The organism is Burkholderia sp. Ac-20349, from assembly GCF_017104865.1.
GTDB classification, from domain to species: Bacteria; Pseudomonadota; Gammaproteobacteria; order Burkholderiales; family Burkholderiaceae; genus Burkholderia; species Burkholderia aenigmatica.
Map to the genome: position 1 here is coordinate 1 of NZ_JAAGPM010000109.1, position 26,747 is coordinate 26,747.

At 67.9% G+C, this 26,747-nt stretch carries 20 protein-coding genes and 1 pseudogene; 11 read left to right on the top strand and 10 right to left on the bottom strand.

Annotated features, from left to right (window positions below; genetic code table 11):
• Positions 1–126 precede the first annotated feature (126 nt).
• Both G3N61_RS28155 and G3N61_RS28160 read left to right on the top strand, forming a co-directional pair.
• Positions 127–711 (top strand): annotated as a pseudogene (locus G3N61_RS28155) (uracil-DNA glycosylase); the annotation flags it as partial.
• Positions 708–1,673, top strand: coding sequence for a DUF1853 family protein (locus G3N61_RS28160; protein ID WP_205824105.1), 966 nt, complete (start codon positions 708–710; stop codon positions 1,671–1,673). The pseudogene G3N61_RS28155 and the gene G3N61_RS28160, both read left to right, overlap by 4 nt.
• 18 nt (positions 1,674–1,691) lie before the next feature.
• Here the strand turns inward: G3N61_RS28160 and thiD are convergent, their stop codons facing one another.
• Both thiD and lplT read right to left on the bottom strand, forming a co-directional pair.
• Positions 1,692–2,501, bottom strand: a complete 810-nt coding sequence (gene thiD / locus G3N61_RS28165) for a bifunctional hydroxymethylpyrimidine kinase/phosphomethylpyrimidine kinase (protein WP_205824106.1) — start codon at positions 2,499–2,501, stop codon at positions 1,692–1,694.
• Positions 2,502–2,559: 58 nt separating this feature from the next.
• Positions 2,560–3,867 carry a lysophospholipid transporter LplT gene (gene lplT / locus G3N61_RS28170; protein WP_043189228.1) on the bottom strand — a complete coding sequence of 436 codons (1,308 nt, stop codon included), beginning with the start codon at positions 3,865–3,867 and terminating at the stop codon, positions 2,560–2,562.
• A 218-nt stretch (positions 3,868–4,085) separates the two neighbouring features.
• Here lplT and alr point away from each other — a divergent pair, with 218 nt between their 5' ends.
• The 3 genes from alr (at position 4,086) to G3N61_RS28185 (ending at position 6,957) form a co-directional block, all read left to right on the top strand.
• Complete coding sequence (gene alr / locus G3N61_RS28175) at positions 4,086–5,156, top strand: alanine racemase (RefSeq protein WP_043189230.1); 1,071 nt, start codon at positions 4,086–4,088, stop codon at positions 5,154–5,156.
• Positions 5,157–5,167: 11 nt separating this feature from the next.
• On the top strand, positions 5,168–6,544 hold the full coding sequence (gene radA, locus G3N61_RS28180) for a DNA repair protein RadA (RefSeq protein ID WP_043189232.1): 1,377 nt from the start codon (positions 5,168–5,170) through the stop codon (positions 6,542–6,544).
• A 146-nt stretch (positions 6,545–6,690) separates the two neighbouring features.
• Positions 6,691–6,957, top strand: a complete 267-nt coding sequence (locus G3N61_RS28185) for a DUF2866 domain-containing protein (RefSeq protein WP_039342663.1) — start codon at positions 6,691–6,693, stop codon at positions 6,955–6,957.
• Between the two features lie 210 nt (positions 6,958–7,167).
• Here the strand turns inward: G3N61_RS28185 and G3N61_RS28190 are convergent, their stop codons facing one another.
• The gene (locus tag G3N61_RS28190) at positions 7,168–9,099 is read right to left on the bottom strand and encodes an ATP-binding cassette domain-containing protein (protein WP_205824107.1); all 1,932 of its coding nucleotides are present in this window, start codon (positions 9,097–9,099) and stop codon (positions 7,168–7,170) included.
• A 136-nt stretch (positions 9,100–9,235) separates the two neighbouring features.
• Between G3N61_RS28190 and G3N61_RS28195 the strand changes: the two genes are divergently transcribed.
• The gene (locus G3N61_RS28195; RefSeq protein WP_043189246.1) at positions 9,236–9,715 is read left to right on the top strand and encodes a glutathione peroxidase; all 480 of its coding nucleotides are present in this window, start codon (positions 9,236–9,238) and stop codon (positions 9,713–9,715) included.
• Positions 9,716–9,775: 60 nt separating this feature from the next.
• Here the strand turns inward: G3N61_RS28195 and cls are convergent, their stop codons facing one another.
• From cls to dapC, 6 genes are all read right to left on the bottom strand, one after another.
• On the bottom strand, positions 9,776–11,215 hold the full coding sequence (cls, locus tag G3N61_RS28200; protein WP_205824108.1) for a cardiolipin synthase: 1,440 nt from the start codon (positions 11,213–11,215) through the stop codon (positions 9,776–9,778).
• A 108-nt stretch (positions 11,216–11,323) separates the two neighbouring features.
• Complete coding sequence (gene prmB / locus G3N61_RS28205; protein ID WP_175014296.1) at positions 11,324–12,232, bottom strand: 50S ribosomal protein L3 N(5)-glutamine methyltransferase; 909 nt, start codon at positions 12,230–12,232, stop codon at positions 11,324–11,326.
• An 11-nt stretch (positions 12,233–12,243) separates the two neighbouring features.
• A complete protein-coding gene (dapE, locus tag G3N61_RS28210) occupies positions 12,244–13,383 on the bottom strand; it encodes a succinyl-diaminopimelate desuccinylase (RefSeq protein WP_043189254.1) in 1,140 nt (379 codons plus the stop codon).
• A gap of 90 nt (positions 13,384–13,473) precedes the next feature.
• On the bottom strand, positions 13,474–13,839 hold the full coding sequence (locus G3N61_RS28215; protein WP_205824109.1) for an ArsC family reductase: 366 nt from the start codon (positions 13,837–13,839) through the stop codon (positions 13,474–13,476).
• Positions 13,839–14,666: a 2,3,4,5-tetrahydropyridine-2,6-dicarboxylate N-succinyltransferase gene (gene dapD / locus G3N61_RS28220; RefSeq protein ID WP_014896723.1), complete on the bottom strand. Its 828-nt coding sequence runs from the start codon at positions 14,664–14,666 to the stop codon at positions 13,839–13,841. Before dapD ends, G3N61_RS28215 begins: the two co-directional genes overlap by 1 nt.
• Before the next feature lie 43 nt (positions 14,667–14,709).
• Positions 14,710–15,942, bottom strand: coding sequence for a succinyldiaminopimelate transaminase (gene dapC / locus G3N61_RS28225; RefSeq protein ID WP_071334682.1), 1,233 nt, complete (start codon positions 15,940–15,942; stop codon positions 14,710–14,712).
• A gap of 159 nt (positions 15,943–16,101) precedes the next feature.
• Between dapC and G3N61_RS28230 the strand changes: the two genes are divergently transcribed.
• From G3N61_RS28230 to def, 5 genes are all read left to right on the top strand, one after another.
• Positions 16,102–17,043, top strand: coding sequence for a DMT family transporter (locus tag G3N61_RS28230; RefSeq protein ID WP_175024983.1), 942 nt, complete (start codon positions 16,102–16,104; stop codon positions 17,041–17,043).
• Between the two features lie 139 nt (positions 17,044–17,182).
• Positions 17,183–20,695, top strand: a complete 3,513-nt coding sequence (smc, locus tag G3N61_RS28235; protein WP_043189297.1) for a chromosome segregation protein SMC — start codon at positions 17,183–17,185, stop codon at positions 20,693–20,695.
• A gap of 85 nt (positions 20,696–20,780) precedes the next feature.
• Positions 20,781–22,064, top strand: a complete 1,284-nt coding sequence (locus G3N61_RS28240) for a cell division protein ZipA C-terminal FtsZ-binding domain-containing protein (RefSeq protein WP_205824110.1) — start codon at positions 20,781–20,783, stop codon at positions 22,062–22,064.
• A gap of 166 nt (positions 22,065–22,230) precedes the next feature.
• Positions 22,231–24,306 (top strand): NAD-dependent DNA ligase LigA, encoded by a 2,076-nt coding sequence (gene ligA / locus G3N61_RS28245; protein WP_089450840.1) that lies wholly within the window; start codon positions 22,231–22,233, stop codon positions 24,304–24,306.
• Positions 24,303–24,836, top strand: coding sequence for a peptide deformylase (gene def / locus G3N61_RS28250; RefSeq protein ID WP_011352465.1), 534 nt, complete (start codon positions 24,303–24,305; stop codon positions 24,834–24,836). Before ligA ends, def begins: the two co-directional genes overlap by 4 nt.
• Before the next feature lie 91 nt (positions 24,837–24,927).
• Here the strand turns inward: def and G3N61_RS28255 are convergent, their stop codons facing one another.
• On the bottom strand, positions 24,928–26,718 hold the full coding sequence (locus G3N61_RS28255) for a pseudouridine synthase (RefSeq protein ID WP_241017946.1): 1,791 nt from the start codon (positions 26,716–26,718) through the stop codon (positions 24,928–24,930).
• Between the last annotated feature and the right edge of the window lie 29 nt (positions 26,719–26,747).

Here is a 26,747-nt window from a genome sequence, read left to right on the forward strand (position 1 = left end):
GGAAGGCATTGGCAACGATCAACGCGATTGCGTCGCGCATATTGCGCGACAGCGCGGTCAGTTGCCATCCCAGCGTAATCAGGAACAGGTCGAACACGAACAGGTAGTTGACCGCCTTCTGCGGCACTCGACTGGGATGCGCTGGCCGCACGCGTGGCCGACTGCACGCAGTGCCGGCTGTGCGAGAAGCGGACCAACACGGTGTTCGGCGTCGGCGACCGCGAAGCGGACTGGATGCTGATCGGCGAAGCGCCGGGCGAGAACGAGGACAAGCAGGGCGAGCCGTTCGTCGGCCAGGCCGGCAAGCTGCTCGACAACATGCTGCAGTCGCTGTCGCTCCAGCGCGGCGACAACGTGTACATCGCGAACGTGATCAAGTGCCGGCCGCCGGGCAACCGCAATCCGGAGCCGGACGAGGTCGCGAGCTGCGAGCCTTATCTGCAGCGCCAGGTCGCGCTCGTGAAGCCGAAGCTGATCGTCGCGCTCGGCCGCTTCGCCGCGCAGACCCTGCTGAAGACGGACGCGAGCATCGCGTCGCTGCGCGGCCGCGTGCATACGTACGAAGGCGTGCCGGTGATCGTGACCTATCACCCGGCGTACCTGTTGCGCAGCCTGCAGGACAAGTCGAAGGCCTGGGCCGACCTGTGCCTCGCGCGCGACACGTTCCGGCGCGCAGAGGGCGTCGACGCGAACGGGCCGGCCGGACAATGACGGCCGGCGCGGCGGTCGCATTCGTCGATACGCTGCACGACGTCGCGGTTCGGGATCTGGGCTGGCTGCTGGCCAGCCCGAGCCTGCTCACCGCGGTACCGGACGCGCCGCTTGCGCGCCCTTGGCCGGATGCGGCCGGACAGTCGGCCGTCGAAGCATGGCTCGCCGCGCTCGATGCGCAGCCCGAGCCGCTGCATCGCGCGCTCGACGGGTTTCGGCCCACCCGGCTCGGCCGCTACGCCGAATGCCTGCTCGAATATTTCCTGACGCACGGGCCGTCGCTGCGGCTCGTCGCGGCCAATCTGCCGCTGCGCAGCAACGGCAAGACGCTCGGCGAAGTCGATTTTCTCGTCGACGCGCCGGACGGGCGGCGCCTGCACTGGGAACTCGCGGTGAAGTGCTATCTGTGCGCGCCGGTGCAAGCCGGTGCGTCGCTCGCCGATTTCGTCGGCCCCAACCTCGTCGACCGGTTCGACCGCAAACGCAGCCGGTTGCTCGATCACCAGCTGCGGCTCGGCGATCGCGACGGGTTTGCGCGGCTCGGTTACGGCGCGCCGTCCGACGCGCAGATGTTCATCAAGGGCTGGTTGTTCTATCCGTACGATGCGCCGTTACCGCCGGTGTCCGCGGAAATCGCGCCGGATCACCCGCGCGGTTTCTGGCTGACGCACGCGCAGTGGCCGGCCTGGGCGGCTGCGCAGCGTGCCGGCGCCGCATGGAGTGTGTTGCCGAGGCTGGCGTGGCTGGCGCCGCGACGTGTCGCCGCCGATGCCGGATTCGACCCCGAGCCGCTGGCGGCCGCTTTGGAGCTGCCCCCCGTGTTGACGGCCCGCGAGGCCCCCGCGCTGATCGGCATTCATGACAAGGGGAGTGACGGCACGTGGCGCGAACGGGCGCGCGGCTTCGTCGTGCCGGACGACTGGCCGGTACGCGCACAGGCGTTCGCGGCGCAGGATCACTGACGCCGCGTCAGCCGGCGCTCACCACCAGCGATGGAAGTGATGGACAGGGCCGACGCCATGGCCGACGTCGAGGTGGCCGCTCGCGGCGATCGCGCCGGTCAGATAGGTCTTGGCTTCGCGCACCGCGCTTTCGAGGTCGGGCTGCTGCGGCAGCAGCGCGGCGATCGCCGACGACAACGTACAGCCGGTGCCGTGCGTGTTGCTGACCGGCACGCGCGCGCCGTCGAGCCGCACGGTGCGCGTCGCTTCAACGAGCCAGTCGGGGCTCGCGGACGCGTCGGGCAGGTGGCCGCCTTTCATCAGCACGGCGCGCGCGCCCGTCCGTAACAATGCCTGACCTTGCCGGACCATGTCGGGTTCCGTGGTTGCGGGCACATCGTTCAGCAGCGCGGCCGCTTCGGGCAGGTTCGGCGTCACGACCGTCGCGAGCGGCAGCAGCGCCTCGCGCAAAGCGTCGACCGCATCGGGCGCGAGCAGCGCGTGCGCGCTCTTCGAGATCATCACCGTGTCGAGCACGACGAAGCGCGGCGCGTAGCGGCGCAGCGCGTCGGCGACCGCGTGTACGATCGCCGCATTCGCGAGCATCCCTATCTTGACCGCATCGATGCGGATATCGCCGAACACCGCGTCGAGTTGCGCGGTCACGAACGCGGCATCCGGCGCATGCACGCCCGTCACGCCGCGGGTGTTCTGCGCGGTCAGCGCGGTGATCACGCTCGCGCCGTACGTGCCGAGTGCGGAAAAGGTCTTCAGGTCGGCCTGGATGCCGGCGCCGCCGCCCGAATCGGAGCCGGCGATCGTCAGGATGTTGGGTATCGGGTGCGTCATCGGGGCAGCGCGCCGGTTCAAAGACCGGCGCTGGCGGACGGAAACGGGAAGTGTAGCGTCAGTGCCGCGATTCGCCGATCAGCGCGACCGAGTCGAACTGACGCTGGTTCGCCTGGTGGCGGCGCATCACGAGCCACATCGTCAGGCAGACGAACGTGCCGAACAGCACGATCACGACGCCGACCGGCACGTCGAGCCACACGAGCACCGCATACAGGCACAGCATCACGAGCACCGACAGGTTCTCGTTGAAGTTCTGCACCGCGATCGAGTGGCCGGCCGACAGCAGCACGTGGCCGCGATGCTGCAGCAGCGCGTTCATCGGAACGACGAAGTAGCCGGACAACGCGCCGACGCAGATCAGGAAGATGTACGCGATGATCAGGTAAACCGGCAGGCGCAGGTGGCCCAGGTGCGCGGCCCAGTGCGGCGGGAACAGGTCGCGCGAATAGAACGCCATCAGCATCACCGCGATGCCCATGATGATGCCGACCGGCAGGACGGTCAGCGACTTCTTGAGCGGCACGCGGCTGGCCGCGGCGATCGCGCCGGCCGCGACGCCGAAGGCGACGACCGCCTGCAGCAGCGCACCCTCGGACAGCGACATGCCGAGCGACACCTCGGCCCATTTCAGCACGATGAACTGCAGCGTCGCGCCCGCGCCCCAGAACAGCGTCGTGACCGCCAGCGAGATCTGGCCGAGCTTGTCGCGCCAGAGCACCATGAAACAGTCGGCGAAGTCGGCCACCAGCTTGATCGGCCCGTGTTGCTGCTTCGGGTAGCGCGCGCCGGTATCGGGAATGCGCAGATTGAACAGCGCGGCGATCACGTAGATCAACAGGATGACCGCGATCGCGGCTTCGGCTGGCGTACCGATCCACGCCGGCGTATGCGCGATGACGTGCGACGCGATATGCGGACTGATCAGCGCGCCGCCTAGCACGGTGCCGAGGATGATCGAGCTGACGGTCGTGCCTTCGATCCAGCCGTTCGCCGCGACCAGCCGGTCGGCCGGCAGCAGCTCGGTAAGAATGCCGTATTTGGCGGGCGAGTAGGCCGCCGCGCCGAAGCCGACGATCCCGTACGCGATCAGCGGGTGGGCGCCGAACAGCATGATCAGGCAGCCGATCACCTTGATCGAGTTGGTGATGAACATCACGTGGCCCTTCGGGCGCGAATCCGCGAAGGCGCCGACATACGCCGCCAGCACCACATAGGACAACACGAAGAACAGCTTCAACAGCGGTGTCATCCAGTTGGGTGCGTGAAGGTCTTTCAGCAGGGCAATGGCGGCGATGAGGAGCGCACTGTCGGCCAGCGACGAGAAAAACTGCGCGGCCATGATGGTGTAAAAACCTTTTTTCATCTGATGCGATGCTTTCGTCGCTGCGGCAGGGCCGCGTAGGCCGCCTGGTATGCGATCGGCTTATTCCGTTCGAAATGGGTTGTGCGCACGGCTTTATAACATGAAAATACGCCAATTCGGACTAGCAAGATTCCCCGATCGTTCCGCAAATTGTCGGCTTCAGTGCTCAAAAGGCGCGGTAAGCTGATGATTCGCAAGCGTCTTTACGTAAATTTCCCATGCCGCGCCCGATCTCCGCCACCATCCACACCGCCGCTCTCGCGAACAATCTCTCCGTCGTCCGCCGCTTTGCCGGCCCGTCCAAGGTCTGGGCGGTCGTCAAGGCCAACGCGTACGGCCACGGTCTCGCCCGTGCATTTCCCGGCCTGCGCGGCACCGACGGTTTCGGCCTGCTCGACCTCGACGAGGCCGTCAAGCTGCGCGAGCTCGGCTGGGCCGGCCCGATCCTGCTGCTCGAAGGGTTCTTCCGCTCGACCGACATCGACGTGATCGACCGCTACAGCCTGACGACGACCGTCCACAACGACGAGCAGATGCGGATGCTGGAAACGGCGCGGCTGTCGAAGCCCGTCAACGTGCAGCTCAAGATGAACAGCGGGATGAACCGCCTCGGCTACCTGCCGGAGAAATATCGCGCCGCGTGGGAACGCGCCCGCGCGTGCCCCGGCATCGGCCAGATCACGTTGATGACCCATTTTTCGGATGCGGACAACGAGCGCGGCGTCGCCGAGCAGCTCGCGACGTTCGAGCGCGGTGCGGAAAACATTGCCGGCGCGCGCAGTCTCGCGAATTCGGCGGCCGTGCTGTGGCATCCGGATACGCACTTCGACTGGGTGCGGCCGGGGATCGTGCTGTACGGCGCGTCGCCGTCCGGGCTGTCGTCCGATATCGCCGACACGGGGCTGAAGCCTGCGATGACGCTCGCGTCCGAGCTGATCGCGGTGCAGACGATCGCGAAGGGGCAGGCCATCGGTTATGGCTCGACGTTCTCCGCGCAGGCGCCGATGCGGGTCGGCGTGGTCGCGTGCGGTTACGCGGACGGCTATCCGCGGGTCGCGCCGGAAGGCACGCCGGTGATCGTCGACGGCATCCGCACGCGGATCGTCGGCCGCGTCTCGATGGACATGATCACGGTCGACCTGACCCCGTGCCCGCAGGCTGGCGTCGGCGCGCGCGTCGAACTGTGGGGCAACGCGCTGTCGATCGACGACGTCGCCCGCCATTGCGGCACGATCGGCTACGAGCTGATGTGCGCGGTCGCCGGCCGCGTGCCCGTGCGCGCGGAATAAGGGCGTCGCGCGTGGCCAAACAGAAAACCGTATACGTCTGCAGCGAGTGCGGCGGACAGACCCCGAAGTGGCAGGGCCAATGCCCGTCGTGCCAGGCCTGGAACACGCTGGTTGAATCGGTCTCCGAATCGCCGGCGGCCCATCGTTTCCAGTCGCTCGCGAAGCGGGCGCCCGTCCAGCGTCTCGTCGACATCGAAGCGGCCGATGTGCCGCGCTTCTCGACCGGCATCGGTGAATTCGACCGCGTGCTCGGCGGCGGGCTGGTCCCCGGCGGCGTCGTGCTGATCGGCGGCGATCCGGGCATCGGCAAGTCGACGCTGCTGCTGCAGTCGCTCGCGGACATCGCGAGCGAGCGGCGCGCGCTCTATATCAGCGGTGAGGAATCGGCCGCGCAGATCGCGTTGCGCGCGCAACGGCTTGCGCTGCTCGACGGCGGTGCGGTGGCGGACGAACTAAAGCTGCTCGCCGAGATCCAGCTCGAAAAGATCCAGGCCGCGATCGACGCGGAACGGCCGGACGTGGCCGTGATCGACTCGATCCAGACCGTCTATTCGGAAGCGCTCACGTCGGCGCCGGGCTCGGTCGCGCAGGTGCGCGAGTGCGCGGCGCAGCTCACGCGCATCGCGAAGCAGTCGGGCACCGCGATCATCATGGTCGGGCACGTGACGAAGGAGGGCAACCTGGCCGGCCCGCGCGTGCTCGAGCACATCGTCGACACGGTGCTGTACTTCGAAGGCGACACGCATTCGTCGTTCCGGCTCGTGCGTGCGTTCAAGAACCGCTTCGGCGCGGTCAACGAACTCGGCGTGTTCGCGATGACCGAGCGCGGGCTGCGCGGTGTCGCGAATCCGTCCGCGCTGTTCCTGTCGCAGCACGAACAGGTCGTACCTGGCTCGTGCGTGCTCGTCACGCAGGAAGGCACGCGCCCGCTGCTCGTCGAAGTCCAGGCGCTCGTCGACACGGCGCACGTGCCGAACCCGCGCCGGCTCGCGGTCGGCCTCGAGCAGAACCGGCTCGCGATGCTGCTCGCGGTGCTGCACCGGCACGCGGGCATCGCGTGCTTCGACCAGGACGTGTTCCTCAATGCGGTCGGCGGCGTGAAGATCACCGAGCCGGCTGCCGATCTCGCGGTGCTGCTCGCGATCCATTCGTCGATGCGCAACAAGGCGCTGCCGAAGGGGTTGATCGTGTTCGGCGAAGTGGGGCTGGCGGGCGAGATCCGGCCGTCGCCGCGCGGGCAGGAGCGGTTGCGCGAAGCCGCGAAGCTCGGTTTCACGTCCGCGCTGATTCCGAAGGCGAATGCGCCGAAGCAGCCGATCGAAGGGCTGAACGTGATGGCCGTCGATCGGCTCGAACAGGCGATCGACCGCGTACGCGATCTCGAGTGACCGGCCCGGCAGGCGCTCGGGCCGTGCCTGCCGGCGATCTGTCGCGTAATTCGTTGTAAAGAATATGTAGGGTTCTGTAACCCGCCGGACATCGCTTTTCCCTATCCTTTGCCGGATTGTCGAACCGCGCAATGCGAAGGGATCCTATGTTGAAATCGTATGGGGAAGCGCCGAGCGGACGCCTTTACAACCTGCGTGGCTGCCGCGTGTCGGAGCCGATTCGCCAACCCTGGGGCGGCGGATGCCGGATCGTCGAATGGATCGACGACGAAGGGCGCCTGGCGCGCAAGGTCGTGTCCGAGGACGTGACGGAAGCGGAGGTCGCCGCGGCGATCCGGCGGCCGACCGAAGGGCGCCGCCACCTGATGGGCGACGACGAGCAGATGCCGCGCGACACGTTGCCGCGCCGCTGAGCCGGCAAGCGCGGCGAGCAGCCGGCGAGCGGTGTGACGACGGTAAGTGAATGAACAGGCCGGGCCCGTGCGCCCGGCCTTGTCGCATCTGGGCCCACTGAGGGCCAGATGGTTTTTGAGGTGCTGCGATACCAAGGTATCGCAGCACAGAGGCAGCCGGCACGCCGGGCTGGCGTATCGGCATAGTGGCCGGCTGTGCTGCGACAGCGTTCAGCCGATCTGTTCGAGCTCTTCCTGCGCGGCGAGCCAGCCGGCCTCGACGGTTTCGAGACGCGTGTTGACGTCCCCGAGCTTGCGGATCGCGTCGGTCAGTTCCGTCTTGCGCTCGGCTTCGTAGCTCGCCGGATCGGCGACGAATGTGTCGAGGCGCGCCTTCTCCGCGTGCAGCGTCTCCATTTCCTTTTCGAGCTTCGTGATGCGCGTCTGCAGCGGCTTCTTCAACACCGACAGGCGCTGCCGCTCCTCGGCGGCCTGACGCTTCTGGTCCTTGCGATTGGCCGCGGCGCCCGCGCCCGATGAAGCCGCGCTGTCGGCCTTCGCGGCGGCGCGCTGCTCGGCCGCGTGCTGCAGCAGCCAGTCGCGGTAGTCGTCGAGGTCGCCGTCGAACGGCTGCAGCCGGTGCTTCGCGACCAGCATGAACTGGTCGGTCGTCGCGCGCAGCAGGTGGCGATCGTGCGAGACGAGGATCAGCGTGCCTTCGAACTGCGCGAGCGCCATCGTCAGCGCATGACGCGTTTCGAGGTCGAGGTGGTTGGTCGGTTCGTCGAGCAGCAGCAGGTTCGGCTTCTGCCAGATGATCAGCGCGAGCGCGAGGCGGGCCTTTTCACCGCCCGAAAACGGCCCGACCGGGGTGGTCGCCATGTCGCCCGAGAAGTTGAAGCCGCCGAGGAAGTCGCGCAGCTCCTGCTCGCGGGTGTCGGGCGCGAGCCGCGCCAGATGCGCGAGCGGCGAATCGTCCTCGCGCAGCGTTTCGAGCTGGTGCTGCGCGAAATAGCCGATCGTCAGCCCCTTGCCGTCGCGGACGTGCCCCGACAGCGGCGCGAGCGTGCCGGCCAGCGTCTTGATCAGCGTCGACTTGCCCTGGCCGTTCGCGCCGAGCAGGCCGATGCGCTGGCCGTTCTGGATCGACAGCGCGACGCGCTCGACGATCGGGATTTCCGCTCCGCCGTCGGCGTGGTAGCCGCAGCGGACGTCTTCCATCACCATCATCGGGTTCGGCGCGGCATCGGGCATGCGGAATTCGAACGTGAACGGCGACGCGATATGCGCGGGCGCGATCAGCTCCATCTTCTCGAGTGCCTTCATCCGGCTCTGCGCCTGCTTGGCTTTGGTCGCCTTGGCCTTGAAGCGGTCGACGAAGCTCTGCAGGTGCTCGATCGTCTTCTGCTGCTTTTCGTAGGCGCTTTGCTGCAGCGCCAGTTGCTGCGCGCGCAGCACTTCGAACTGCGAGTAGTTGCCGCCATAGCGCTTCACCTGGCGGTTTTCCAGGTGCAGCGTGACATTGCAGATCGAATCGAGGAATTCGCGGTCGTGCGAAATCACGACGAGCGTGCCGGGGTAGCGGTGCAGCCAGTCTTCGAGCCAGACGATCGCGTCGAGATCGAGGTGGTTCGTCGGTTCGTCGAGCAGCAGCAGGTCGGAACGGCACATCAGCGCCTGCGCGAGGTTCAGGCGCATGCGCCAGCCGCCGGAGAAGCTGGCGACGGATTCGCGCGTCTGCGCGAGCGTGAAGCCGAGGCCGAGCAGCAGCGCCTCGGCGCGGGCAGGCGCGGTGTAGCCGTCGGCGTCGGCGAACGCCGCGTGCGCGTCGGCTTCGGCGGCGCCGTCATGCGCGGCGGAAGCGGCGGCGATGCGCGCCTCGATCTCGCGCAACGCGGCGTCGCCGTCGAGCGTGTAGTCGAGCGCTGAACGATCGGCGGCGGGCGTTTCCTGCGACACATGGGCGATTCGCCACGACGGCGGCATCGAGAAATCGCCGCCGTCCGAGTGCAGCTCGCCGCGCAGGACCGAGAACAGGGTCGACTTGCCGGCGCCGTTCGCGCCGATCAGGCCGGCTTTCTCGCCGGGATTGAGCACGAAGGAGGTCGACTCGAACAGCGGCTTGGTGCCGCGCGCAAGGCTGAACTGATTGAAACGGATCACGGCGGAAATGACTGGCCAAAACCGCTATTCTAGACTGCGCGCCGCTCGCGCCGGGCATTGGCCGTTCGGCGGATGCCGCAATGGGGCAATTTCGCCTAGACTCCACGTCGATCCGGTTTCATAAAAGGAGTGCCCGATGTCCACCCTGTATTCGTTCAGCGCAGAGACGCTTGCCGGCGCGCCGGCCTCGCTCGATGCGTATCGCGGCAAGGTGCTGCTGATCGTCAACACCGCGAGCGAGTGTGGTTTCACGCCGCAGTACGCGGGCCTGCAGAAGCTGTACGACCAGTACGCGTCGCGCGGCTTCTATGTGCTCGGCTTCCCGTGCAACCAGTTCGGCAAGCAGGAGCCCGGCGACGCCACGCAGATCGGCGCGTTCTGCGAGCGCAATTACGGCGTCACGTTCCCGATGTTCGCGAAGATCGACGTGAAGGGCGACCATGCGCATCCGCTGTACCGCTACCTGACCGACGAGGCGCCCGGCATTCTCGGCCTCAAGGCGATCAAGTGGAATTTCACGAAATTCCTGATCGATCGCGAAGGGCGCATCGTCAAGCGCTATGCGCCGTCGACCAAGCCCGACGAAATCGCCGCGGATATCGACAAGCTGCTGTGACGGCGGCTGGCGGCGTTCGCGGCCGCGGGGCGGATCGCACCGCGGCCGTCGTCGCGATCCTTACAGGATCGGTGCGAACAGCCGCGCGACGTGCATCGCGATGCGCCGCCACGCGGGCGACTGGCGGTATTCGGTCGCATCGACCTCGTACGCCTGCGCGAAATCGGCATCGAGCATCGCCTCGACCTCGTCGGCGAACGTGCGGTCGACGGTCAGCACCATGATCTCGAAATTGAGGCGGAACGAGCGGTTGTCGAGATTCGCGCTACCGATCGCTGCCGCGATGCGGTCGATCAGCACGACCTTCTGGTGCAGGAAGCCGGGCCGGTAGCGGAACACCTTGACACCCGCATCGACCAGGTCGCGCGCGTACAGCTTCGACGCTTCGAACACCACGTAGTGATCGCGCCGGCTCGGGATCAGGATGCGCACGTCGACGCCGCGCATCACGGCGAGCTTCAGCGCGGAGATCACGGCTTCGTCGGGGACGAGGTACGGCGTGGTGATCCAGACCCGCTCGCGCGCGGCGTTGATCGCCTCGACGAAGAACAGCGAGCCCGTCTCCTGCTTGTCGGCCGGCCCCATCGGCACCGCGAGGCAATGCATGTTGTCGCCGGGCTGCGCGGGCGGCGGCAACGCGAGCGGCGGCAGCTTCTGCGTTGCCCAGTGCCAGTCTTCGGCGAACACGTACTGGATGCTCGCGACCACCGGGCCGCGTATCTCGATGTGCGTGTCGCGCCACGGCGACAGGCGCGGCTTCGCGCCGAGATACTCGACGCCGACGTTGTGGCCGCCGACGAACGCGCGATTGCCGTCGACGACGACGATCTTGCGGTGGTTGCGGAAGTTGAGCTGGAAGCGGTTGACGAACTTCCGGTTGGTCGCGAACGGGTGGACCTCCACGCCGCCCCGGCGCAGCGTGTCGACGTAGCTGTGCGGGAGGTCGAAGCTGCCGATGCTGTCGTACAGCAGGCAGCAGCGCACGCCGGCTGCCGCGCGCGCGAGCAGCGAGTCGCGCAGCATCCGGCCGAGCGCATCGTCGCGCACGATGAAGAACTGCACCACCACATAGTCGCGCGCGGCGTCGATGGCCGCCAGGATCGCCGTGAACGTCGCGTCGCCGTTCACGAGCGTGCGCACCGAGTTGCCGCCGAGGAACGGCATGCCGCCGAGCCGCGTGAGCGCGAGCACCGCGGCCTGGCCGATCGCGTCGGCGGCGGGCCCGTCGGTCGCGTCGGTGCTGAGCCACGGCGAGCGCGGTGTGTGCATGCGCAACATTTCCAGCTCGTGGCGCCGGGCGTCGACGTAGCCGGAGAACTTGCTGCGGCCGAGGAACAGGTACGGAATGAGCGTCAGATACGGCATGGCCGCGAGCGAGACGGCCCACGCGATCGCGCCTTGCGACGTGCGCGTGTTCATGATCGCGTGGCACGCCGCGACGATCCCGAGCACGTGAATGGTCAGGATCAGGGTGCCGAGATGTAGCCAGTCGAGGGTCATGGGCGCGTGACGGACTCCTGAGGTCGCGCGGCCGGGCGGCCGCCTACGCGCATCTTACCCAACCGTGCGGCGCAACGGTGCACCGCACGGTGGGCGAGCCGAAACGGCTCAGGCCTTGCGGGGCAGGTCCGACGCCTGGATCAGGAAGACGGCGTCGTCGCCCGCGCTGGTAGGCAGCCACGTGAGCTCGAGGCCGCCGAACGCGGCTTCGACGTTTTCGCGCTCGTTGCCGATCTCGACGACGAGCACGCCGTCGTCGTGCAGCCAGCGGTGCGCTTCGGCGACGATGCGTCGCACGATGTCCATGCCGTCGTCGCCGCCCGCGAGCGCCATCTCCGGCTCGTGCCGGTATTCGGGCGGCAGCGCGGCCATCGACGACGCGTTCACGTACGGCGGGTTCGTCAGGATCACGTCATAGCGCGAGCCCGGATCGGTGCGGAACGCGGGCAGCGGCGCGTAGAGGTCGCCGCGATGCAGCCCGACGCGGTCTTCGAGGCCGTAGTCGCGCACGTTGATCTCGGCGACTTCGAGCGCCTTGTCGGACAGGTCGACCGCATCGATCTCGGCGTTCGGGAATGCGCTCGCCGCGAGGATCGCGAGGCAGCCGGAGCCCGTGCACAGCTCGAGCACCGCGCCGACTTGCTCGGGATCGGCGACGTACGGCTGCAGCCCGTCGTCGAGCAGTTCGCCGATGAACGAGCGCGGCACGATCACGCGCTCGTCGACGTAGAAGCGGTGGCCGTGCATCCACGCTTCATGCGTGAGGTACGCGGCCGGCACGCGGTCGGCCGCACGCCGTTCGATCACCGCGAGCACGGCCGCGATTTCGTCGGGCAGCAGCCGCGCGTCGAGGAACGGCTCGAGCGTGTCGAGCGGCAGGTCGAGCGTGCGCAGCACGAGGTAGGCCGCTTCGTCGTACGCATTGTCGGAGCCGTGGCCGAACGCGAGCTTCGCCTTCGAGAAGCGCGTGACCGCGTAGCGCAGCAGGTCGCGAACAGTTGCAAAAGGTGTCGTCATGCGAGGCTCCATCAGGCGATCAGTTGTTCGAGCACGCGGCGGTACACGTTCTTCAGCGGGTCGACGAAGCGCACTTCGATGTGCTCGTCGATCTTGTGGATGCTGCCGTTTGGCGGGCCGAACTCGATCACCTGCGGGCAGATGCGCGCGATGAAACGGCCGTCCGACGTGCCGCCCGTCGTCGACAGCTCGGTGGTGATGCCGGTCTCGGTGCGGATCGCGTTTTCCAGCGCGCCCGACAGCTCGCCGCGCGGCGTGAGGAACGGCAGGCCGCTCACCGACCACTTCAGCGTGTATTCGAGGCCATGCTTGTCGAGGATTGCGTGCACGCGTGCCTGCAGACCCTCGACCGTGCTGGCGGTCGAGAAACGGAAGTTGAATTGCAGGTCGGCGTGGCCGGGAATCACGTTGGTCGCGCCGGTGCCGGCGTGCAGGTTCGATACCTGCCAGGTGGTCGGCGGGAAGTATTCATTGCCTTCGTCCCACTGCTCGGCGGCGAGCTCGGCGAGCGCTGGCGCGAGCAGGTGGATCGGGTTCTTCGCGAGGTGCGGATACGCGATGTGGCCCTGCACGCCCTTGATGACCAGTTCGCCCGACATCGAGCCGCGGCGGCCGTTCTTGACGACGTCGCCGAGCTCGGCGGTCGACGTCGGCTCGCCGACGATGCAGTAGTCCATGCGTTCGCCGCGCGCTTCGAGCAGCTCGACGACCTTCACGGTGCCGTCGGTGGCGGGGCCTTCCTCGTCGCTCGTGATCAGGAACGCGATTGCGCCGCGGTGGCCGGGATGGGCCGCGACGAATTCCTCTGACGCGACGACGAACGCCGCGAGCGACGTCTTCATGTCGGCCGCGCCGCGGCCGTACAGCTTGCCGTCACGATGGGCGGGGATGAACGGCGGCGAGCTCCACTGCTCGAGCGGGCCGGTCGGCACGACATCGGTGTGGCCCGCGAACGCGAGCAGCTTGCCGTCGCGGCCGTCGGTGCCGCGCTTGACGGCCCACAGGTTGGTCACGCCGTGCGACGCGATGGTCTCGCATTCGAAGCCGAGCGCGACAAGGCGCTCGGTCATGATCTGCTGGCAATGCTGGTCGTCGGGCGTCACGGACGCGCGGGCGATCAGCTGTTCGGTAAGGGCTAGGGTGGCGGACATGGTTCGGACCACTTTCGATAAAAAATGCCGGCGCGGTGGCCGGCAGCGACAAGACGTCGGGCTGCGCCGACGGGCGCAGCGCGGGCAGCCCTATGCGGCAAACAGCGCCGCGTATTGTTCGGCCGCGAAGCCGAGCGACTTCACGCGGCCGTTGACCACGAGCACGGGGCGCTTGATGACCGACGGCTTGTGGATCATCAGCGCGACCGCGCCGGACTTCGTTTCGGCGGCCGCCTTCATCGCGTCGTCCAGGCCGCGCCACGTCGTGCCGCGCTTGTTGACGAGCGCGTCGAGCGACACGTCCTTCAGCCAGTCTTCGACGAGCGGCACGCTGACACCGAGCTTCTTGAAGTCGTGAAACTCGAATTCGACGCCGTGGTCGTCGAGCCACACGCGGGCCTTCTTCACGGTGTCGCAGTTCGGAATGCCGTAGACGACCACAGTACGCTTCGCCATCAGTCGCCTCGCAGCAGCTCGTTCAGGCCGACCTTCGCGCGGGTCTTCGCGTCGACCTTCTTGACGATCACTGCGCAGTACAGGCTGTGCGAGCCGTCCTTCGACGGCAGGTTGCCGGCGACCACGACCGAGCCGGCCGGGATGCGGCCGTAGCTGACTTCGCCGGTTTCGCGATCGTAAATCTTGGTGCTCTGGCCGAGGTACACGCCCATCGAGATCACCGAGTTTTCCTCGACGATCACGCCTTCGACGACTTCCGAGCGCGCGCCGATGAAGCAGTTGTCTTCGATGATGACCGGGTTCGCCTGCAGCGGCTCGAGCACGCCGCCGATGCCGACGCCGCCCGACAGGTGCACGTTCTTGCCGATCTGCGCGCACGAACCGACCGTCGCCCACGTGTCGACCATCGTGCCTTCGTCGACGTACGCGCCGATGTTGGTGTACGACGGCATCAGCACGACGTTCTTCGCGATGAACGAGCCGCGGCGCGCGATGGCCGGCGGGACGACGCGGAAGCCGCCCGCGGCGAAATCTTCAGCGGTGTAGTTCGCGAACTTCGACGGCACCTTGTCGTAGAACTGCGAGTAGCCGCCGGCAGGCATCGGCGCGTTGTCCTCCAGGCGGAACGACAGCAGCACGGCCTTCTTCAGCCACTGGTGCACGGTCCAGTTGCCGTCGATCTTCTCGGCAACGCGCAGCGCGCCTTTGTCGAGCTGCTCGATCGCGTGCGCGACGGCTTCGCGGACGTCGGCCGGTGCGGCCTTCGGCGACAGCTCGGCGCGGTTGTCCCAGGCGGTATCGATGATTTGCTGAAGTTGTTGCGACATGTTCGTTTTCGCAGGAGATGGATGAAGTGTTCGGGATGGACGATTACCGCGCGAGAGACCGGCAGAAATCGACGATGCGTTGCGCGCCCTCGACGCATTCGGGGGTGCCCGCGACGAGCGCGATCCGGATGAAATCGCGGCCCGGATTCGTGCCGTGCGCATCGCGCGCCAGGTACGAGCCGGGCAGAACCGTCACATTATAGTCGGCGTACAGGCGACGGGCGAACTCGGTGTCCGACAGCCCGGTGCGCGACACGTTGGCCCACAGGTAGAACGCGGCGTCGGGCAGTTTCACGTCGATCACGTCGGCGAGCATCGGCGTGACCGTATTGAACTTCTGCAGGTACAGCGCGCGGTTCTCGCGCACGTGCGCCTCGTCGTTCCACGCGGCGATGCTCGCGTGCTGCCAGACCGGCGACAGCGCCGCGCCGTGATACGTGCGGTACAGCAGGAATTTCTTCAGCAGCGCCGCGTCGCCGGCGACGAAGCCCGAGCGCATGCCCGGCACGTTCGAGCGCTTCGACAGGCTCGACAGCATCACGAGCCGCTCGAAGCCGCGGCCGAGGCGGTGCGCGGCCTCGAGGCCGCCGAGCGGCGGCGCCGCTTCGTCGAAATAGATTTCCGAATAGCACTCGTCGGATGCGATCACGAAGCCGTGGCGGTCGGACAGCGCGAACAGCTCGCGCCAGTCGTCGAGCGTCAGCACGGCGCCGGTCGGGTTGCCCGGCGAGCACACGTACAGCAGTTGCGTGCGCGCCCAGACTTCGTCGGGCACGGATGCGTAGTCGCACGCGAAGTTGCGGGCCGGGTCGCTGTTCGCGAAATAGGGTTCGGCACCGGCCAGCAGCGCCGCGCCTTCGTAAATTTGATAGAAAGGATTCGGACAGAGTACGATCGCCTTCTCGCCCTGTTCGGACGGGCGCGCGTCGATCACCGTCTGCGCGAGCGAGAACAGTGCCTCGCGCGACCCCGACACGGGCAGCACCTGCGTGGCCGGATCGATGGCCGGCAGCCCGTAACGGCGCTCGAGCCAGTGCGCGATCGACGTGCGCAGCGCGTCCGAGCCGGCGGTGGCCGGGTACGACGCGAGACCGTCGAGCGCGGCCACCACGGCGTCGCGGATCAGCGCCGGGGTCGCATGTTTGGGCTCGCCGATGCCGAAGCTGATCGGTTTGAGGGCGCCGGAGGGCGTCACGTCCTTGAACAGGGCGCGCAGCTTTTCGAAGGGATAGGGCTGGAGCGAGTCGAGTCGAGGGTTCACGGGCGAAGCGGCCATCGCGGCCGGTTGGAGCGAAAGAAGCGGCGGGCGCGCCGCGCGGCTGCGAACGGGCGCCGATGGCGCGCGGGTCGCAACGGACGATTATAGCGTGACGGAATGCGGTCACGGCCTGCCGGAACGGCGGCCGGGCCGGCTGAATAAAGGGTATTGAACCAAATGAATAACGCGGTACGCGGCAGTCTGCCGACGCTGGCCATCCTGATCGGTGCGTCGGTATGGGGCCTGATCTGGTATCCGCTGCGGATCCTGGCGTCGCTCGGCGTGACGGGCACGCTGGCGAGCGCGCTGACGAGCCTCGTCGCTTTCCTGTTCGTGATCGTCGCGCGACACCGCACGATCGCGACGCTGCGCTGGCACTGGGTGCTGCCCGGCATCGCGGTCACGGCCGGCGTGACGAACCTCGGGTTCGTGTGGGGCACGATCCACGGCGAGGTGCTGCGCGTGATGCTGCTGTTCTATCTGACCCCCGCGTGGACCGCGATCTACGCGCACTTCCTGCTGCGCGAGCGGCTGACCTGGGCCGGCGCGGGGCTTGCGGCGCTGTCGATCGGCGGCGCGATGCTGATGCTGTGGTCGCCGAAGCTCGGCCTGCCGCTGCCGGCCAGCCCGGCCGAATGGGCCGGGCTCGCGGCCGGGTTGAGCTTCGCGATGAGCAACGTGCTCGTGATCAAGGCGAGCCGCGAGCTGCCGGAGATGCGTGCGGAAATGCGCACCGCGACGCTGTTCGGCGGCGCGGCCGTGTTCGGCGCGATCGCGTCGCTGTTCGAGGGGATACCGGCTGCGCCGGCGGGCGGCCACCTCGGCACGGCTGCGCTGATCATCGTCGCGATCGGCGTGACGATGGCGTCGAACAACCTGCTCGTGCAATACGGGCTGGCGCGCGTGCCGGCCAACCGTGCGTCGATCATCATGCTGTTCGAGATCGTGATCACCGCGCTGTCGGCGTGGGTGTTCGCGAACGAGCTGCCGACCGCGCGGGAGTGGGCGGGCGGCGTGTGCATCGTGCTGGCGACGCTGCTGTCGAGCCGGGTCCATCGTGCCGCGCCGGCACCGGACAAACCCGGCGACGGTCGGGACGGCGCACGCGCGATGGTATGATGGAAGCCGTTTGCGGGGCCCAACGCTGTATGCGCGCGGCCCCGCTTTTGAATTCCGGGGCGCATCGCGCGCATGGGCCGTCCGGCCTCGCGCAGTGCGGCTCCGTCCGTTTCACACCTTCTTCACATCCGATACCGCCGTGCGTCTGAGCTCGATCAAACTCGCTGGCTTCAAATCCTTTGTCGATCCCACGCATTTCCAGGTTCCGGGCCAGCTTGTCGGCGTGGTGGGCCCGAACGGGTGCGGCAAGTCCAACATCATCGACGCCGTGCGCTGGGTGCTCGGCGAGTCGCGCGCGTCCGAGCTGCGTGGCGAGTCGATGCAGGACGTGATCTTCAACGGCTCGACCGCCCGCAAGCCCGGCAGCCGGGCCAGTGTCGAACTGATCTTCGACAACTCCGACGGCCGCGCAGCCGGCCAGTGGGGCCAGTACGGCGAGATCGCCGTGAAGCGCGTGCTCACGCGCGACGGCACGTCGAGTTACTACATCAACAACCTGCCGGCGCGCCGCCGCGACATCCAGGACATCTTCCTCGGTACCGGCCTCGGGCCGCGTGCGTACGCGATCATCGGGCAGGGCATGATCGCGCGGATCATCGAGGCGAAGCCGGAAGAGCTGCGCGTGTTCCTCGAGGAAGCCGCGGGCGTGTCGAAGTACAAGGAACGCCGCCGCGAGACCGAGAACCGCCTGCACGACACGCGCGAGAACCTGACGCGCGTCGAGGACATCGTCCGCGAACTCGGTGCGAACCTCGAGAAGCTCGAGGCGCAGGCCGTCGTCGCGACCAAGTACAAGGAACTCGTCGCCGACGGCGAGGAGAAGCAGCGCCTGTTGTGGCTGCTGCGCAAGAACGAGGCGGCCGGCGAGCAGCAGAAGCAGCAGCGCGCGATCGAACAGGCGCAGATCGACCTCGAGGCGCAGACCGCGAAGTTGCGCGAGGTCGAGGCGCAGCTCGAGACGCTTCGTGTCGCGCATTACTCGGCGAGCGATGCGATGCAGGGCGCGCAGGGTTCGCTCTACGAAGCGAACGCCGAGGTGAGCCGCCTCGAAGCCGAGATCAAGTTCATCGTCGAATCGCGCAATCGCGTGCAGGCACAGATCGCCGCGCTGAATGCGCAGCGCGAGCAATGGCGCGCGCAGGCCGAGAAGGCGCAGGACGAGCTCGAGGACGCCGAAGAGGCGCGTGCGATGGCCGACGAGAAGGCCGCGCTCGCCGAAGACAACGCAGCCGCGAAGCACGACGCGCTGCCGGCGCTCGAAGCCAAATGGCGCGATGCGCAGGCGCAGCTCAACGACGAGCGCGCGCGGATCGCGCAGACCGAACAGTCGCTGAAGCTCGAAGCCGCGCACCAGCGTAACGCCGACCAGCAGCTCCAGCAGCTTCAGCAGCGCCATGAGCGCCTGAAGAGCGAAGCGGGCGGGCTCGACGCGCCGGACGAGGCCCAGCTCGAAGAGCAGCGCATGCAGCTCGCCGAGCAGGAAGAGATCCTGGCCGAAGCGCAGGCGCGCCTCGCCGACGCGCAGGAAACGGTGCCGCGCCTCGATGGCGAACGCCGTGCCGCGCAGGAGCGCGTGCAGGCCGAAGCCGCGCAGATCCACCAGCTCGAGGCGCGTCTTGCCGCGCTGAAGCAGTTGCAGGAAAACGTGCAGACCGAAGGCAAGGTGCAGCCGTGGCTCGACAAGCACGAGCTCGGCGCGCTGCCGCGTCTGTGGAAGAAGCTGCATGTCGAAGCCGGCTGGGAAGCGGCGCTCGAGGCCGTGCTGCGCGAGCGGCTCGCTGCGCTCGAAGTGTCGAACCTCGACTGGGTGAAGGCGTTCGCCACCGATGCACCGCCCGCGAAGCTCGCGTTCTACGCGCCGCCCGCGGCCGGCGAACCGCCCGCGGCCGTGGCCGGGCTGCGTCCGGTGCTGTCGCTCGTGCGCATCGACGATGCAGGCATCCGCGCGGTGCTGAACGACTGGCTCGGCAACGTGTATGTCGCCGACGACGTCGCGCAGGCGCTCGCGACACGCACGCAGCTGCCGGCAGGCGGCGCGTTCGTCGTCAAGGCCGGCCATATCGTCACGCGTGTCGGCGTGCAGCTTTATGCCGCCGATTCGGAGCAGGCCGGGATGCTGGCCCGCCAGCAGGAAATCGAAAACCTGACGCGCCAGGTGCGTGCGCAGGCGCTGCTCGCCGACGAGGCGCGCACCGCCGCCGTGCGCGCGGAAGCCGCGCACACGCAGGCCACCCAGGCGCTCGGCGACGTGCGCGCACAGGCCGAGCGTGCGACGCAGCGCGTGCACGCGCTGCAGATGGACGTGCTGAAGCTTGCACAGGCGCACGAACGTTACACGCAGCGCAGCACGCAGATCCGCGAGGAACTCGAGGAAATCGGCGCGCAGATCGAAGAGCAGCGCGCGATGCGCGCGGAGTCGGAAGCGAATTTCGAGCGTTTCGACGGCGAACTCGCGGAACTGCAGGCGCGCTTCGAGGACAACCAGCTCGCGTTCGAAGCGCTCGACGAGTCGCTGACGCAGGCGCGCCAGGAAGCACGCGACCTGGAGCGCGGTGCGAACGACGCGCGCTTCGCCGCACGCAATGCAGTGACGCGGATCGACGAGCTCAAGCGCAGCATTCAGGTCGCGCACGAACAGAGCGAGCGTGTTGCTGCGTCGCTGGAAGACGCGCGCGCCGAGCTCGAGACGATCAACGAGCAGACCGCGCACACGGGCCTGCAGGACGCGCTCGAGATTCGTGCGGTGAAGGAAGAGGCGCTGCAGGCCGCGCGGATCGAACTCGACGACCTGACCGCGAAGCTGCGCGCGTCGGACGAGCAGCGGCTCGTCGCCGAGCGCTCGCTGCAGCCGCTGCGCGACCGCATCACCGAATTGCAGTTGAAGGAGCAGGCCGCGCGCCTGTCGGTCGAGCAGTTCGCCGAGCAGCTCGTGACGGCCGAGGTCGACGAGGTGGCGCTGTCCGCGAAGCTCACGCCGGATCTGAAGCCGTCGTACCTGCAGGGCGAGGTCACGCGCCTGAACAACGCGATCAACTCGCTCGGCCCGGTGAACATGGCCGCGCTCGACGAGCTGAAGGCCGCGAGCGAGCGCAAGGTGTTCCTCGACGCGCAGTCGGCCGACCTGATCGACGCGATCACGACGCTCGAGGACGCGATCCACAAGATCGACCAGGAAACCCGCACGCTGCTGCAGGGCACCTTCGACGAAGTCAACCGTCACTTCAGCGACCTGTTCCCGCGCCTGTTCGGCGGCGGCCAGGCGAAGCTGATCATGACGGGCGACGAAATCCTCGATGCCGGCGTGCAGGTGATGGCGCAGCCGCCGGGCAAGAAGAACGCGACGATTCACCTGCTGTCGGGCGGCGAGAAAGCGCTGACCGCGACCGCACTGGTGTTCGCGATGTTCCAGCTGAACCCGGCACCGTTCTGTCTGCTGGACGAGGTCGACGCACCGCTCGACGATGCGAACACCGAGCGTTTCGCGAATCTCGTGCGCGCGATGTCCGACAAGACGCAGTTCCTGTTCATCTCGCACAACAAGATCGCGATGGAAATGGCGCAGCAGCTGATCGGCGTGACGATGCAGGAGCAGGGCGTGTCGCGGATCGTCGCGGTGGACATGGAAACCGCCGCGGGTTTTGCCCAGAATTGACGTTTGACGAAACCGGACCGCGTTCGCGCGGCGCATGGGCGCCCGTTCGCGGTTCCGACGAACAAGAATTGCTGATGGAGCGTGCATGGACGAGTTGACACTCGGTTTGATCGGCGCGGGCGCCGTCGTGGTGGGCGGCGTCGTGGTCTACAACGCATGGCAGGGCGCGAAGGTGCGGCGCAAGATGCCGCGCCCGATGCCGGAGGAAGCGGCCGAGGCGATGAACCGCCCCGAACGCGAAGAAGAACTGCCGTTCATCGAGCCGGTGCGTCAGCCGGTGCGGCGTGAACCCGCGGCCCCGGTCGCGGCGGCCGCCACGGCCGGCACGCCGGCCGAAGTCGCGCGCGTCGAGCCGACGTTCGGTGGCGCAGCGCCTGCCGACATGCCGGCCGATCTGCAGGCCGAGGCGACCGGCGTCGACATGCCGGCCGAGTCGGTCGAGCCGGTGGCCGGCGACGAAGCCGTGCCCGCCGCCGCGCATGAAGTGCGCGCTGAACCGGCTGAGCTGGCCGAACCCGTGCTGCCGGCTGCAACGACGATCTCGTCGGCACCGCCGGCGATCGTCGACCGCCGGATCGACTGCATCGTGCCGATCCGCCTGGGCGGGCCGTTGCCGGGCGACAAGATCCTGCCGGCCGCGCAGCGGCTGCGCCGCGCGGGCAGCAAGCCCGTGCATATCGAAGGCAAGCCGGAAGGCGGCCAGTGGGAGCTGCTGCAGAACGGCGTGCGCTACGAGGAACTGCGCGCGGCCGCACAGCTCGCGAACCGCAGCGGCGCGCTGAACGAGCTCGAGTTCTCCGAATTCGTGACGGGCGTCCAGCAGTTCGCCGACGCGATCGACGGCGCGCCCGAATTCCCGGACATGATGGAAACGGTCGCGATGGCGCGCGAGCTCGACGCCTTTGCCGCGCAGTGCGACGCGCAGCTGTCGGTCAACGTGATGTCGGACGGCGCGCCGTGGTCGGCGAACTACGTGCAGGCCGTGGCGTCGCAGGACGGGCTGCTGCTGTCGCGCGACGGCACGCGTTTCGTGAAGCTCGACGCGAAGCAGAACCCCGTGTTCATGCTGCAGTTCGGCGACACGAACTTCCTGCGTGACGACCTCACGTACAAGGGCGGCAACATGATCACGCTGGTGCTCGACGTGCCGGTGGCCGAAGAGGACATCCTGCCGTTCCGGCTGATGTGCGACTACGCGAAATCGCTGTCCGAACGGATCGGTGCACGCGTGGTCGACGATTCGCGCCGGCCGCTGCCGGAGTCGACGCTGGTCGCGATCGATCAGCAACTGATGAAGCTGTACGCGAAGCTCGAGGAAGCCGGCATCCCGGCCGGTTCGCCGGTCACGCGCCGCCTCTTCAGCCAGTAACGCGCGCCCGGCGGGCGGCGGCTTTCGGCGCCGTCGCCCGTCGCTGCAATGCACCGTGCTTGTGTGCACTGCAGCGGGCCCGCGCGGCACGCATCGCGTGCCCCCGCTGCGGCGTCAAACTGAGATAATCGGAATTCCGATTTTTCAGAACGACTCTGCCGCCAGCATGGCCCGAACCCAAGCCGAACCGCCAGCCAGCCAGCCCGACGCGCGCGCCGCGTGGCTGCGCGACCAACTCGAGCGGGCGAACTACGCCTATTACGTGCTCGACCAGCCGGATCTGCCCGACGCGGAATACGACCGGCTGTTCCGCGAACTGCAGCAGCTCGAAACCGATCATCCCGAACTCGTGACGCCCGATTCGCCGACGCAGCGCGTCGGCGGCGAGGCGGCCGGCGGCTTCACGCCGGTCGTCCATGACGCGCCGATGCTGTCGCTGAACAACGGCTTCGCCGACGAGGACATCGCCGCATTCGACAAGCGTGTCGCCGACGCGCTCGACAAGACGACCGATCTCGCCGGTTCGGTGACGGAGCCCGTCGAGTACGCGTGCGAACTGAAGTTCGACGGCCTCGCGATCTCGCTGCGCTACGAGCAGGGTGTATTCGTGCAGGCGTCGACGCGCGGCGACGGGACGACGGGCGAGGACGTGACCGAGAACGTGCGCACGATCCGCTCGATTCCGCTGAAGCTGAAGGGCGATCACGTGCCGGCCGTGCTCGACGTGCGCGGCGAGGTGCTGATGTTCAAGCGCGATTTCGCACGCCTGAACGAACGCCAGCGTGCGGCCGAGCAGCGCGAATTCGCGAATCCGCGCAACGCGGCGGCCGGCAGCCTGCGCCAGCTCGACTCGAAGATCACCGCGCAGCGTCCGCTGTCGTTCTTCGCGTACGGGATCGGCGTGCTCGACGGGATGCCGATGCCCGATACGCACAGCGCGCTGCTCGACTGGTACGAGTCGCTCGGCCTGCCCGTGAACCGCGAGCGCGCGGTCGTGCAGGGCGCCGAAGGCTTGCTCGGGTTCTTCCGCAGGATCGGCGAGAAGCGCGAGTCGCTGCCGTACGACATCGACGGCGTCGTCTACAAGGTCAACCGGCGCGACGAACAGGAGCGCCTCGGCTTCGTGTCGCGCGCGCCGCGCTTCGCGCTCGCGCACAAGTTCCCTGCGCAGGAAGCGCTGACCAAACTCGTCGCGATCGACGTGCAGGTCGGCCGCACGGGTGCGATCACGCCGGTCGCGCGCCTCGAGCCCGTGTTCGTCGGCGGCGCGACCGTGACCAACGCGACGCTGCACAACGAGGACGAGGTACGGCGCAAGGACATCCGGATCGGCGATACCGTGATCGTGCGCCGCGCGGGCGACGTGATTCCCGAGGTGGTCGGTGCATTGCTCGACCGGCGTCCGTCCGACGCGGCCGAATTCGTGATGCCGACCGAATGCCCGGTGTGCGGCTCGAAGATCGAGCGCCTGCCGGACGAGGCGATCGCGCGCTGCACGGGCGGCCTGTTCTGCCCGGCGCAGCGCAAGCAGGCGCTGTGGCACTTCGCGCAGCGCCGTGCGCTCGACATCGACGGGCTCGGCGAGAAGATCATCGACCAGCTCGTCGAGCTGAATCTCGTGCGCACGCCGGCCGACCTGTTCAATCTCGGTTTTGCGACGCTCGCCGAGCTCGACCGGTTCGCCGAGAAGTCCGCACAGAATCTGCTCGATTCGCTCGAGAAGGCGAAGCACACGACGCTCGCGCGCTTCATCTACGGGCTCGGCATCCGTCACGTGGGCGAATCGACTGCGAAGGATCTCGCGAAGCATTTCGGCTCGCTGACGCCGATCATGGACGCATCGATCGAAGAACTGCTCGAAGTCAACGACGTCGGGCCGATCGTCGCCGAGTCGCTCCACCAGTTCTTCGCGGAAGAGCACAACCGGACCGTGATCGAGCAGTTGCGTGCGCCGGGCAAGGTGACGTGGCCGGAAGGGCCGCCCGCGCCGAAGGCGCCGCAGGGCGTGCTGGCCGGCAAGACGGTCGTGCTGACGGGCACGCTGCCGACGCTCACGCGCGATGCCGCGAAGGAAATGCTCGAAGCGGCGGGCGCGAAAGTGGCCGGTTCGGTATCGAAGAAGACGGATTACGTGGTCGCGGGCGCCGAAGCCGGCAGCAAGCTCGCGAAGGCCGAGGAACTCGGCATCCCCGTGCTGGACGAAGACGGCCTGCACCAACTCCTGGAGGGCAATACGCCATGATTCGCGAGATCCTGAAGATGGGCGATCCGCGCCTGCTCGAAGTCGCCAAGCCGGTCGAGCGGTTCGATACACCCGAACTGCACGAGATCGTCGCGGACATGTTCGAGACGATGCACCATGCGAATGGCGCCGGACTGGCCGCACCGCAGATCGGCATCGGGCTGCAGCTCATCATCTTCGGCTTCGGCAACAACAACCGCTACCCGGATGCGCCGCCGGTGCCCGAGACCGTGCTGATCAACCCGAAGGTCGAGTACATGCCGCCGGACATGGAAGAGGGCTGGGAAGGCTGCCTGTCGGTGCCGGGCATGCGGGGCGTCGTCAGCCGCTACGCGAAGGTGCGCTACAGCGGCTTCGACCAGTACGGCGAGAAGATCGATCGCGTTGCCGACGGTTTTCATGCACGCGTCGTTCAGCACGAATACGATCACCTGATCGGCAAGCTGTATCCGATGCGGATCACCGACTTCACGCGCTTCGGCTTCACGGAAGTGCTGTTCCCGGGGCTCGATCCGGCTTCCGACGACTGATTGCCCGGCGCGCCCGGTTTCTCGCCGACAAGAAAAAAGCCCGCTTGCGCGGGCTTTTTCATTGCGTGGCACGCGTGTGGCGCGCCGGCGGTCAGAACGTCTCGTCGGCCGACAGATAGCGCCATTGACCCTGCGGCAGGGCGCCGAGCATCACGCGGCCCATCCTCACGCGCTTCAGGCCGATCACGTCGAGGCCCACCAGTTCGCACATGCGACGGATCTGGCGCTTCTTGCCTTCGCGCAGCACGAAGCGCAACTGCTCGCCGTTCTGCCAGCTGACCATCGCGGGCTTCAGCGCGACGCCGTCGAGCTCGAGGCCGTGGCGCAGCTTCGCGAGCGATTCCGCGGGGAAGTGCTGGTCGATGTCGATGAGCCGTTCGCCGAAGCGCACGCGCACCAGGTACTCCTTGTCGATATCCGACTGCTCGCCGATCAGCTGCTTCGCGATCACGCCGTTCTGCGTCAGCACGAGCAGGCCGGTCGAATCGATGTCCAGGCGGCCGGCCGGTGCGAGTGCGTGCAGGTGCTGCGGCGAGAAGCGCACCGGCGAATGGTCGCCGCTCCAGCGGTTCGCGCGCGTGATCAGCACGGCAGCCGGCTCGTAGCCGTCTTCCGCCTGGCCCGACACATAGCCGACCGGCTTGTGCAGCAGGATCGTCACTTGCGCGGCCTGCGCGGCGCTCGCCCGTTCGTCGATCTCGATCTTCTGGTCGGCGCGTACCTTGGTGCCGAGCGTGTCGATGCGTTCGCCGTCGACGAGTACCCAGCCCTTTTCGATCCATTCGTCGGCTTCGCGGCGCGAGCACATGCCGAGCTCGGACATCCGTTTCGACAGGCGCATCAGGCCCGATTCGTCGCCGTAGTCGACGTCGGCTGCGGCGCGCTTGACCGGTTGCGCGGTCTTGACCGCGCCGAACGAGCGGCGCTCGCCGTCGCGTGCGGGGCGGGCCGGGCGGTCGCCGAAGCTGCGCTTCGCACCTTCACCGGCGGGCTTGTCGCGATACGACGGGCGCTTGCCGTCGTCGGCGCCTGCGCGGCGCGGGCGGTCATCGTCGTTGCGGCGCGGCGGACGATCCGACGACGTGCGACGGTCGCCGAAGCTGCGCTTCGCGCCTTCACCGGATGCGTTGTCGCGATACGGCGCGCGTGCGCCGCCTTCGCCACCCGCGCGACGCGGGCGTGAGTCATCATCGCGACGCGGCGGGCGATCCGACGACGTGCGACGGTCGCCGAAGCTGCGCTTTGCACCTTCACCGGATGCGTTGTCGCGATACGGCGCGCGTGCGCCGCCTTCGCCACCCGTGCGACGCGGACGTGAGTCGTCATCGCGGCGCGGCGGACGATCCGACGACGTGCGGCGGTCGCCGAAGCTGCGCTTCGCGCCTTCGCCGGATGCGTTGTCGCGATACGGCGCGCGTGCGCCGCCTTCGCCACCCGTGCGACGCGGACGTGAGTCGTCATCGCGACGCGGCGGGCGATCGGACGATGTGCGACGGTCGCCGAAGCTGCGCTTCGCGCCTTCACCGGACGCGTTGTCGCGATACGGTGCGCGTGCGCCGCCTTCGCCACCCGTGCGACGCGGACGTGAGTCATCATCGCGGCGCGGCGGACGATCCGACGACGGGCGACGGTCGCCGAAGCTGCGCTTCGCACCTTCGCCGGATGCGTTGTCGCGATACGGCGCGCGTGCGCCGCCTTCGCCACCCGCGCGACGCGGACGTGAGTCGTCATCGCGGCGCGGCGGACGATCCGACGACGTGCGGCGGTCGCCGAAGCTGCGCTTCGCGCCTTCACCGGCCGCGTTGTCGCGATAAGGGGCACGCGTGCCGCTCCGGCAGCCTCGTCGCCCGCAAGGCGGTGCGTCCCGCTGCGCCGCCCGCAGGGGACAAGCCGGCCCGCCCGAAGAAGGCC